Source organism: Flavobacterium lacus (genome assembly GCF_003268815.1).
Classification (GTDB): domain Bacteria; phylum Bacteroidota; class Bacteroidia; order Flavobacteriales; family Flavobacteriaceae; genus Flavobacterium; species Flavobacterium lacus.
Window position 1 is genome coordinate 1 of sequence record NZ_QLSV01000008.1, and the last position, 12,621, is coordinate 12,621.

Genomic DNA, 12,621 nt, shown 5'->3' on the forward strand with positions numbered 1-12,621 from the left:
TTACACTGATTAGGTAAAACCACTGAAACAATCGGCGTACAACCGTTATCGATAATACCATCACAATCGTTGTCTAAACCATCGTAGCAGATTTCGGTTGCTCCGGGGTTAATCGAAGCGTTGTTATCATTACAGTCGCCGCCAACGGCTACGTAACCAACTGGTTGATTACATACTTGAAGTGTACTTGCATTGTTACCAAATCCATCCCCATCAGCATCGGCATACCATGTAGTTGGAGTACAAAGCGTAACATTTAAAGTATAATCTTCAACCTGACCAAATCCTGTACCTAAGCACGGATTATCAATATTAGTGGTTCCAAATATTTTTTTAACTCTCATTCTGGTTGGTCCGGCCAAGGCAGAACCTGGAACGATAATGTTTGTAACTGCTTGAATCGCATCTAAACCAGTCGAGTTCGTTATTGAACCTGCATTAAACGTTTCTCCGGCATCTGCAAAATCACCATCTTGGTTCCAATCGATAAATACTCTAAAATTATTTGCAAAATCTCCATCTGTATTTCCTTTTAACGTCATTACATAAGTACTTTCAGTAGTAACATTGCCAGTAATAGAAATGAAATTTTGATGAGAAGGAGTTCCGTTTAAAGTAGCACTTGATGCATTGTTAATTCCTGCAAAATTCACTAAAGTAATTGGCTCTACAGCTGAAGTAAATGTCAATCCAGAACAATAAGGTGCAAATGGATCAGCCTCTGTGGTGAAACTCCACTCGGGGCAACCAACTGCATCACCGCCACCAATTACAGATGTTGGTACAATTCTCCAATAATAAGTTGTGCTGTAAGCAGGAGCCGAAGCATTATAGGTAAACGTTGAGGCATTCGTAGTAGTCATCAACGTTAAACTTCCGGAAGTAGTTCCAAGGAAAACTCTATATCCTGTTGGAGCCGGTCCACTTGTTGGAGCGGTCCATGATAAAGCAACGGTGCCTCGAGTAACGTTAGTCGCCGCATTAGCGGGAGCACCAATTCCTGCACATTGTGTTGGATTTGGATTAACCGTTAATTGACCGCTATTACTATCTGAACCATTCCATTGGTTAAACGGATTTCCTCCATACACAAAAGGACCACCATTTAATCTGAATCGTGAAGCATAACGATAGGTTCCTACCGCTAAAGTAGAACCAATATTCGCTTGGTATTCGTCATTGTTGGAAACTTGTCCTGCATTATGTGTGGCAGGAATCCATGTTGTCCATGTATTTGGATTAGACGATGCGTCAGCTCCTATTGGGCTAATACCAATCCATGCTTCTATACCGGCAGCTTGTCCTGAAATACCTGGTTCAACGTCTGTTAAACCTGCTTCGTACACTTGTGCATAAACAATTACTGATTCGCCTGCTAAAATTGAAGCAGAAGCTGGGAATTGAAGATTCACATAGTCAGGGGTGTCGGTAGGAAAGGTAAAGCAAGTAATATTTGCTGCCCAACCAAGTCCAACTAAAGATGTATCACTAGTAAACACAAAAGTTAACGCACCACTAGCAGAATTTGTAGAAGTTATCGTACCCGGAGAATTTGTTCCGGAATAAGTACCAATCAGAGGAAATGTTGCGTCAGGACCGTCATAAATCCTTAAAAAATCACAACAAGATTCAGTTCCAAAAGCTGTAAATGTAACGATTACTCCATCACCTGGATTTGTTGGATAGATAGTAGTTGTTGTGTTCAAATTGTTTGTATAATCTCCTGAAACACCACCATTATCATAAAACGTATTTCCACAACTTGGTTGCGTGGTAAACGAAACAGTTGCCCAATCACTAAATTCACTTTCAACACAAACTGAGCGAACATGAAGATAATGTAAAGTGCCTGAACTTAATCCTGATGTACCAGCAGTTACATTTGACGTTGCCGTACCACTTGTAGGTGGAGTTGCAGAAGTTGTAACTGCCCACTCATAACCATTGGCTGGTACTGAAGCAGGTGCAGCCCAAGAAATAGTAGCAGTTGAAGCTGTAATATTTGTAGCTTGTAACGAAATAGGTGGAAAGCAACTTGGGACCGCTACCACATTTAATGTAAAATCAATAGTTGATCCATATGTTACACTTCCACAAGCAGGTGGAACGGCTGCTGAACCAAACTGAGAACGAACTCTCATTCTGTACTGTCCAAGAGGTGTAGCTAACGGAACTGAAACTGTTCCTGTCTTTGTAGCTGAAGTGTTAGCCAGATAATACACTTCTTCTTCTGCATCAAAATTTCCATTTTCATTATAATCAATCCAAATTTTTACACCGTTCGACCCTCCGACATAAGAATGCGAGAAATCAAAAGATTGTCCTTGAGCTAAAGTGAATGTTTGAGCTGTTTGATCTGAATAGGAACCACTAGGTTGCGAACTGGCAGAATAATTAATATTACTTAGTGCATTTGTTGTACTGAATGCCGAAGTATAATCAGATGTATTAGTTGTACTTACTGAACAATATTGAAGATTTGTACCAGTAGTAAAAGATTGTTCTACACATCCTGTGGCATCGCCATTAGCGTTTTTTGGAACAACTTTCCAATAGTATGTAGTACTAGCTGCCATAACAACGGGAGTATACGATAATCCAACTGTATTGGTTACTAATGCTGGATTTGTTGATGTTCCAAAATACACATCATAACTTGTTGGACTCCCTGTAGCAGCAGTCCAAGTTAACGTTGAATTTCTAACCACATTAGCAGCCAAATCAGCCGGAATTAGAGCCGTAGCACAATTGGGTGGTAAAACTGCAACCGGTGCAATAGAGAAATTATCAAAATCTAAAAAATAATCCCCAGCCGTTCTAGTGGCAACGACCCGAACCATGATTGTTTGTCCTGCATACGAAGACAAATTAATTGTTCGGCCAGCCCAATTTAATGCGGTTGTGTGATTGCTATCATCAACGGTTAAAACTGTTGAAAAAGTTCCTCCACAATCGGTACTTATTTGTACTTGAAAATTACCCCATCCTGGAGCAGTAGCAGTTAATGGATAAGATGTAAAATCAACAATACGGTAGTCAAATTTTAACTCGTCTGTTGCTCCAACAGGACCAACAGAAATCGTATTGAATTGACCAGATGTTGCACTTGACCATAAATTTCTGTAAAGACCATTTGAAGTTAACCCATGACTAGCAGCAATAGTCCAACCCGTTGTATTCCAACCAGTAGGAGTTGAGGTAGTTGGGAAATCCATTGTATATGGAGATGCCACAGAAGTTACAATTGATTTTGAAGCAGTTGTTGCGTTATTTCCATTCTCTCCATCGCCTGTAACCACAACAGTAGCTGTCATATTGTGTGTACCAACTGCTGAAAAATCAGCGTTAGGAGATAATAGTACCGTCTGTGATGCTCCATTTGCAAGTGTTCCAGATGATACCGTTGCAGTAAGTGTTTGCGTAGAAGCACCAGTAATGTTAAGCGTTATAACAGCATTATTGGTTGAAAAATCAATAGTATTTGCACCGTTGTTTAATATAGTTACAGAGATTGGTGCAGCACTATTAATACAAGCTGAAACTGGAGCTACAATAGCTGTTGCAACCATGTCTATTGCTATTACTGGAGGCGTAAAAGTTAATTTTTTTCCAGCTAAATTAGCCATTACTGATGCATTTACATCATTATTAGCCGTTGTAGAGGAAATTGTTGAAGTGGCTGCCGGAGTAACACTTAGAAAAGAAGTCGTATCATTCAACCCTACTGAAGCAGTAACTGTGTTGGTGGTTGTATATGGATTACCATACACAAATTCAATCACATTTGTATTTTCATACAAACGAACAATTGAGGATACAGAAGCTCCTGCAGTAGAGCCGCCACCACCAACTTTTGTATTGTGCCAATTTACAGAAAACACTCTATTTGGAGCAGTACCCGTTGTTGAGTACCTTATAGTTCCAGTACTTAAATTATTATCATCCCAAAAAGGAGCAATTAACGGCCTTAAAACAGCGGTATTACCTAATAGATTTGTCCAGCCGGAGGCTATAGCCGTATTGGTTGAATTAGAACCTAATCTAATCATTCCATTTGTTGTTATACCTACAGCGGTGTAGGTTGCACCACCAAAAGAAAAGGTAAATCCTATCGGAACATTTGTTTGTGTTCCATCATCACTTGTTGCGGTGGATGTTGTTCCTGTAATTTGAGCATACGTTTCTGTCGATTCAGCCAACGTATACGCTGAAACTTGTGCAAAGGCGCTATTTCCAAATAAAAAACATGAAAATAAGGCAAAAACACCAAGCCATCTTAAAACAAAAGACGACCCCAATCGCCGTTTTGTAGAATTGTAGTTTGAATTCATAAATGATTAAAAATTTAAATTATCATATAAAGTTACTATGATTCTTAATACAACTGTTAACAAAATGTTACCAAATCGATTAAAATCTTAAATCATCGATGAAATGCATATTTACTGTCTCATTCTCAAAAAACAACTACATAAAATGGTAAATAGCAAAAAACTCCTCAAAAAAATGAGGAGTTTATAATTTTTAGGCGAATTCACGTTTTAAAACACTACTTTTTTTGAAATCAAGTTATTGTTTTGATCTTTAATTTGTAGAATCAAAACTTGGTTAGTTTTGGCCAATGTGTTGATTGTAAATTCAGACGTATTCACTTGCTCTTGGGTGAACAATTTTCTTCCTTGAACATCATATATAATTACCGATTCCATTTCACTATTTCCAGTATTTATATGAATTGAATTATCTCTGACAAACACTGCAACAGCATTCGCGTTTAATGGTTGATCTATGCTCATGGTTTCATCTGTAAAACGCAGAACAAAACGATTTTTAAAATCGCCTGATTCTGATGAAAAAACATAATCGGTAGCACTTAGATTATGAATAGTTGATGTAAAAGTATCTTCTAAATAGACTAACTGACCTGCTTCAAATAAACCATCCATTTTGTTTACTGAAATAGTGTATTCTCCTGCTTCTACAATTTTAAAACCAAGTGGAATTGTGTCTTCAACTGTGAATGGTAATGCTTTCGCCTGAATTGAAAATTCTTCATTATTTATTAATGAAGTTAAAGCTACGTTAGAATCATTAATATAACGTGCATCAAAACGATCTTTATCATTGATTGCCCCTTCGGCATAACCAACTAACAATTGACTAAATACTCCATTATTGTTGGTTAAACTTAACCAAACACGGTGCTTTTCAATTTGATTTAAATTTGATGATCTAAAAAATTGATTTTCAAAATTATCTTGAACTTTCATCGAATTATTAAAATTTAATTCAGATGTTACGGCTTGTACTAAAAAACCTTGCCCTACCTGAATAAAACTATTGGGTTCTTCACTTGATTCAGAAGGAGCTGTACCTCCGAAAGGATTATAAACCGCATAAAAAGATCCTGTATCACCTTCGCCTGTAAAATTATTTGTCCTTCTCCAAAAGTGTAAAGCAGGTTCAATGTTACTTATATTTTCTTCTATAAAAAGTTCTGCACTAATTATTGACGGATAAGGATTCCCCACTAAATTATACCCTTGACCGCCCGTATTTAAAGGGATCGAAATTTCACCATTATTAGGTACTCCAACAAAATTCCCAAGCCATTCAGCTGGAGAATTTGTTCCATTGTTTTCAACATGATTATTTCGAGCTCTGATTAAATAACCACTTCCCGGTGAAAAAACGGTTGTCAATGGATCAATTAATGAAAAGACATCAGAGGATGTATCATAATCATAAAAACGATTACTAACGGTAGATGGTGAGAATTCTTTTAACGTTTGAGTTCCTGTAACAGGTGATGACCACATGGTATAATCTAGACGAAAAATCGCTGAACTGAATCTTCTTACTGTGATTCCCCCAACATTTGCCGGTGCTAAATCATCCAATTGATTTAAGTTAGCATTACTTTGTACAACAAATGAGTTAGGTGTACTGTTATTTATGATATTATCAGCTACTATTAAAAAACGACCTGAAACCAAAGTAAATGTATAACCTTCATTTAAGGTTAAACTTTTAGCTTCTTGCAAAGTTGTATTATTTTCATCTGAAACGAAATGATAATCTAAAATAACATCATACTCGATTGTTGGTTCAATATTTTCCAACCATCCATTAATTGTCCAAACAGCAACTAAAGTAGGTTCACTAGTAGTAGAAACCATGATTACATTTGAATTAACACTAGTAACCGGACCTGAACTACTATTTCCTTCAGCTCTTATGCGGTAATAATAATCTGTACTGGGAGCTAATCCTACAATTAATTTAGTTGTTGAAGGAGAAGCCACAAAAATATTATCATATTCTGGCAATATTGCTGAAAAGTCACTAGTTGTACTAACATCTATTCTATATCCCGTTGCACCATTAACACCAATCCAACGTGCAGTGAAAAAAGTATCCGAAACACCAGCTGGTGCACCCGCTACAGGTGCAGGTAATTCTTCTGTATTGAAAGCAACACCTATTGTCCAATCACTATAAAGAGGCGTAATGTTACATTGGTATCTAACATAAGCAAAATAACTTGTTTCTGCCAATAATCCTGAAATTGATGAACTAAAAACATCATCAGTAGCCGTACCACCATCTACTAAACCTGTTAAGCCACTTCCAGGTGCTCCGGAAGTTCTTATTTCAAACTGATACCCCTCGCCTGGTGCTGAAGTTGAAGCATTCCAACTCAATGTTGCTCCATTAGAAGTTATAATATCAACTACTACACTAGTAGGTTGATCACATTGTGCTGAACTTTTTAGGGCTAAAAAGAAACACAATAATAGAAAAGGAATTTTAAAATTTAGTTGTAATTTTTTCATTTTTTTTATTTTGGAATGTATTCTAAAATTAGTAGGTAATTAATTTTTTAATAATTAATTTTTTTTGAGATTTGTTCTCCGTTTTGAAAGGTAACTTTAATAATCCACAGCTGTTGAGAAGAGTTAAAATCTACGACGGAAATTTCCATCTCATTTAAACCCTTTTTTGTTAAAATTTTTCTTCCACTAAGGTCATAAAAATCAATTCTTTCAATTGCATCTTTGGTTGTCTTGAAATGAACTCCATAATTGTTAGTAGCAATCAAAAGATTTGATTGAATTGGTGAAAAATCTCCGACACTTAAATTTTCTGTTATTACTACTGTATAATCTTCCGCTTCTCCATTTTCAATAGAGTCACAAGCACTAGGATAATCGTTTGTTGCAGATTGTTTTGTACGAACTCTCATAATAGTTGATCCTACTATAGCATCTGCTGGCACTACAATTGAAGCTATACTTCCTGAATTTACATTTGAACCCCCTGATACCGTTCCTAAAACATAAGCTTCTTCATCTTCAAATGATCCATTTTTATTCCAATCTATCCAAGCCATGGTATAATTTGATCCTCCCTCTGTATTTACATTAACTGATAGTGAAACTGTAGTGTTTCTTTCTAAATTAGTTTGCACAGAAGTAAAATTAGAATAAGCTGGTGTACTTACTGAAGAATTGTTTATACTTTGTAAAGTCACATTAGTAATTCCAATTGTATTTTCATTTACTACTAATGATGTACAATAACATCCTTCTCCACCAACAAATAAAGGAAAATCAAAAATTGTAGAAGAGGCAATTTCGCATGTAGTTGCTCTACGGTAATAGGTTGCAATGGATTGAGAAGTTACATAAAAAGCATCAGTAGCTCCCGGAATATCAGTCCAAGGACCATTTTCATTCGGTGCAGATTGCCATTGATAATATAATCCAGACTCAATTGAACCATTTTGGACTGACAATGTAAATGATTCTCCACTGCAATAAGGACCCGCTGAAACAATTGTTTGACCACTTGAAGGGGTGCCTTCACACGGATTGGTCATTGTAAATTGCATGTTAGGTCTTCTTCGCTTAAATAAATCAGACAATAAATTCTCGTTTGATAAACTACATCCATTTTGAAGTGCATCATTTGTATAGTTAGCTACCGATACAAATTCTGCCACCGGAAAGTTTTTCCCTTGAACTGAGTAACTGGTTCCAAAATTTTCATTACTTCGGCAGATTTCTACAATTATATTTCTAAAACCATCCCACGCAAAAGGGGTGTCTAAAGTAAAAGTATGCCATCCTAACTCATCAACATTTTCAACTGTAGATTCATAATAAACAGGCAAATTGTTAATTAAGTTTGGCCCCATTTCAAATGAATTAGTCATCCCCATTTTGATTTTGATGTTTTCGGGTTTTAAAGTTGTAGGCAAACCCAATTCAGTGATATTAATTGCTAATGAAACAACATTACCTGAAATATTAAAACCTGCATCGTACAACTCCGTAGCAAAATAGATATATTGTGATCTACTATTGCGATTTATCGTGGCAAAAGGATTTGAACCTAACGTTGAAAAAGACTCTGTTCCGTCCCCAAGTGTATACGTTTCTTGAGCTTGCAAAGAATTGTAGCTAGGCAAAAAAAGCATCACAGAAAGAGCAATAAGCAAATTTTTATTGAAAGCTTGTAATAAAAAATCTAATCGGTTTGATTGATTTAATAAAAAGTATTTTTTATCCATGAGTATATATTAATTTGTTTTTTGTTATTTCGTTTTATTAAAAAAGTATTTTGTGCATTGATTTTGAGCCATTTTCTGAAATCACCTGAACTATCATTAACTGATTAGCTTTTGCTAATTCTGAAATTTTTATTAAAGTAGTATTCATTTTATTCTGTTCAAACAATACTCTTCCGGCACTATCAACTATTTTAACATCTGTTATTTGCTCACCATTAGATTTTACGGTGATTACAGTATCGTCTGCAAAACATATAATATCCTTTTTTGTAGTTACAATTGGATTTAAGCTAAGTACTTCATTTGTAAATCTCAACTCAAATCGGTCATCAAAAGTTCCAGCCTCAGTCGCAAATGCATAATTTCCCTCTTTGAGGTTATGAAAAGTAGTGGTGTATTTATCAAATAAATAAACATTTTGATTTTCAAAAAGGCCATCAAATTGATACAAATTGACAATAAATTCCCCTGACAACACAGTAGTTAATCCAAGTGCTATGATGTCATCTTGTTGAAATGGAGTTGATTTTCCTTGAATCAACAAGCTATCTTCTCCCAATAAACTATAAAACCTAACGTCTCCAGAAAGCGTTAGCTTTGAATCATAACCCCAATCTAATCCATCAGTAGCTCCATCAACATAACCTACCATCATTTGTTTGAATTTACCATTTTGATGAATTACTTCTAACCAAAGTCGGTTTTTCTCTGCTAATGATAATGCTTGATTTCCATTGGAAGATCTAAAAAATTGTGTGTTAGAATAACCTGTTTTTAATTCTCGCATCTCGTTTGTAAATTGAACAACACCTGCTCCTCCACCAGCAACACCTTGAACCATAAAACTTTGTCCAGCACCTACAAAACGACCTGGTGTACTAGTATTTCCTCCTGTACTTTCTGACGGAAACCCTAATGGACCAGTTAAATTATAGGTAGCATAATCATCCGACGTATAATTTAACGCTTGTTGTGTAAAACCAGGATATTCAGGAATTGAACTTGGCAATGTATTGTGTGTCCATAAACGGATTGTACCGTCTAATACAGCGCTATTAGCAATTAAAAATTCATCAATATCAATTGCTGCAGGATATGGATTTCCTATTAAATTCCAATTTCCCAATCCCCCTTGCGCTGGTACTGAAATAATACCATTGTTTGGAACACCTTCGAAAGTTCCTTCAAAAACAGTTCCTGCTCCTGAAGTTGGATAACCGTTAGGAGCACGAATAATATAACCTTTCCCCGGAGTCATGGGAATTCCTGCAACTCCACCTACCCATGTTTGTGGGCTAGGTCCAGTTGTTAAATGATTCCAATGGTAAACTCTGTTTGCAGGAGTGCTAGGAGAAAACTGACTTGGCGTCATGCCGCTTACCGGAGAAGACCAATATGTATAATCTAATAAACGAACAGGTTGAGAATTTCTTTTGTAGATAATTTTACCTTCGTTTATAGCTGAATCATTTTTTTGAATCAAACTGGCGTTGTTTTCAAAAATTAATGTGGCAGATTCGTGCACTTTTAACTTATCTGTAATTGACAAAACATCTCCACTTTTGATTGTAAAAATTCCTGATTCAACATATAAGGTACAAGCTTCTAAAAGACCCGTTCCATGCATATCTGTATTAAAATCTCCATTAATCCTAACTGGCTCATTGGTAGCTGGCTCACTTCCAAAACTCCAAAATGTTCCATCCCACGTGTTGATTCCTTTTACTTTTACTGCCGTGGAAATACGGGTTCCCTCAGCAGTTGCTTGACTACAGCCTACATGACGCACGTACCACATATCAACTTCTGATCGTTCAACAGAAAGTGTTTTGTTTATTTCTCCTACTAAAGGCAAAAAATTATCATCATCTGCATATGAATAGTACCATTGATATGTTAAACCCGTTGATTGTTCATCATTAACGACGTGTAATTCTACATTTTCACCAGCACAGTAATTTTCACTTGAAATTACCGCATTTCCTGCTTTTGGTGCCCCGGCACATTCAAATATAAATTGAATATTGGGACGATATTTTCTTAAAGTTGTACTAATAGCTCCAGAAGTATTAGGCGTTGATCCCGTTAACTGCATAGCACATCCATTTGTGTGATTATTTCCACCGTTAATAGAGGAAGATAAACTTCTGCTTAAAGTGAGAGCATTACTTCCTGGAGGATTTGAATGATAAATGCCCTCAAATAAATATCTACCAGCATTAAAATTAGTTGAAGGTGAATTTGTTCTTGGATCTGATTTACAAATTTCAACAACAATACTACTTACTCCATCCCATATGAAAGGAAATTCTAAATCTATTTCTACCCAACCTGTGTTACTAATTATTAAATTAAAAGGACTTTTTACTAATTCTAAATATTCTGCTGTTGGTGATCCATCCCAAGTGCACTCTCCTGAAGGTGGCATTTTAATTCCCCAAATATTTGTCCCGGCATATCCATCATAAGTTGCAATCGTATGCCCCATTTTAATTGTTATGTTTTGCATCTCGTAATTTGGCAGGGTAAACATGCTACTAAATCCAACTACATTAAAAGCTAAGGAAGTAATTTTTCGATATCCTGCATCCTCCGCTAGAAATAATTCATCTGCCTCATAAAGAAATTGAACACGATAATCTTTTTTACTGGAAATAAAAGGAGAGGGCGACCAATTGGCTGAAGTCGAACCTATGTGATTTGAAGCCGAAGTAGGAATTCCCCCTAGACCATTACTCAACACAAACCGGCCATCTTGACCGATTGCTTTATCAATAGACAAAACAATTAAACAAATTAATACCGCTGCTTTAAGAGTAACGCAACAATGCTGAATCGAATTAAATTTATTTATCATTTTCATAGTATTAGGGCATGTATTAAAATTTTATTATCCTAATTTAAATCATAACAATAGTGTTCAACTAAGTTTACTTAGCAGTACTATTAAAAAAAAACTTTTGTGGTATTTGTTTGGTTAGCTTACATTATTTATTACCCAAATGAAAAATGTAGGTTTATTTAACATTTTTTAATAAATTATTGTTACTAAATTCTTAATAAAAGCAAGAAAAACACATTTTTAGACAACTTCTATACAAATGTTAAATTATTGTAAATTAACAACATACAATCAAACTTACTCTGAATTAATTAAAATCTTAATTTATTTGTCAAAATTACACTACTACTTCTCAGTAATAAATATTCGACGATTAAATGTTAAAAAAATCGATGAAATACACTATTACGGTATTAAGTCGATATATTTTGCCATTTACAGATTTGGGGGATAAAAACTAGATTACATTGCAAAATTAAACGAAAAAGCTATATCGAAAAATACCTACAAATAGGTATTTTCTTCAAAATTCTATTTTTACAACTTCTTATTTTAAATTGAAAAACAAACACGAGTGAGATACGTAATTTATACTTTTATGGTTTGTATTAAGGAAGAATTTTATATTTATACTCTATAGACTTGAAGTCCATAATAGGATTAGAAAGGTAAACTAAAAGTATCCTAGGTTGTCGAACTATATTTTTCGCTACGATTCACACAAATTTGCATGAATTAATTTGTGCAATTCTTGTACTTTACGGCAAATTTTTTAGAGCCTAAAAGGGAAATTCACTAAAAGTACCTAGTATTAAACTGTACTTAAGACCAATAAAAAAACCTTCGATTTTCTCGAAGGTTTTCTCGTTTTTGTACTTTTTTTTAAAAACTAAGCCTGTCCTGTTGGTCCAAAATTAAGGGGAACCTGTGGTTGGTCTGAGTCTTTTATTTCTCCGTGAGCTATTTCAAATCGGTGAATATTTTCTCCAATAGCTTTCAACAAGCGTTTAGCATGCTGTGGCGTAAGGATAATTCTGGATTTTACTTTTGCTTTGGGAACACCCGGCATTAGTGTTACAAAATCCAATACAAATTCTGATGCTGAATGATTAATGATGGCCAAGTTAGAATAGATTCCTTCGGCTATTTTTTCATCTAGTTCAATATTGATTTGTCCTGGTTGTTGATTGTTCTCGCTCATGGT

General features: G+C 35.3%; 5 protein-coding genes. All 5 read right to left on the minus strand.

Features of this window, described 5'->3' with window-relative positions; genetic code table 11:
* On the minus strand, positions 1–4,331 hold a 4,331-nt coding region (locus B0I10_RS09050; RefSeq protein WP_245942969.1), incomplete at its 3' end, for a GEVED domain-containing protein.
* Between the two features lie 210 nt (positions 4,332–4,541).
* Positions 4,542–6,836, minus strand: a complete 2,295-nt coding sequence (locus tag B0I10_RS09055) for a T9SS sorting signal type C domain-containing protein (RefSeq protein ID WP_112086192.1) — start codon at positions 6,834–6,836, stop codon at positions 4,542–4,544.
* A 47-nt stretch (positions 6,837–6,883) separates the two neighbouring features.
* Positions 6,884–8,575, minus strand: coding sequence for a GEVED domain-containing protein (locus B0I10_RS09060; protein ID WP_112086193.1), 1,692 nt, complete (start codon positions 8,573–8,575; stop codon positions 6,884–6,886).
* A 37-nt stretch (positions 8,576–8,612) separates the two neighbouring features.
* Positions 8,613–11,432: a hypothetical protein gene (locus B0I10_RS15665; RefSeq protein ID WP_181456930.1), complete on the minus strand. Its 2,820-nt coding sequence runs from the start codon at positions 11,430–11,432 to the stop codon at positions 8,613–8,615.
* Between the two features lie 874 nt (positions 11,433–12,306).
* Positions 12,307–12,618: a DUF3467 domain-containing protein gene (locus B0I10_RS09070; RefSeq protein WP_112086194.1), complete on the minus strand. Its 312-nt coding sequence runs from the start codon at positions 12,616–12,618 to the stop codon at positions 12,307–12,309.
* Positions 12,619–12,621: the final 3 nt, after the last annotated feature.

Excerpts from the sequence above, each read along its gene's own strand:
- B0I10_RS09055 (WP_112086192.1), bottom strand. The coding sequence starts at position 6,836 with ATGAAAAAATTACAACTAAATTTTAAAATTCCTTTTCTATTATTGTGT.
- B0I10_RS09060 (WP_112086193.1), bottom strand. The coding sequence starts at position 8,575 with ATGGATAAAAAATACTTTTTATTAAATCAATCAAACCGATTAGATTTT.
- B0I10_RS15665 (WP_181456930.1), bottom strand. The coding sequence starts at position 11,432 with ATGATAAATAAATTTAATTCGATTCAGCATTGTTGCGTTACTCTTAAA.
- B0I10_RS09070 (WP_112086194.1), bottom strand. The coding sequence starts at position 12,618 with ATGAGCGAGAACAATCAACAACCAGGACAAATCAATATTGAACTAGAT.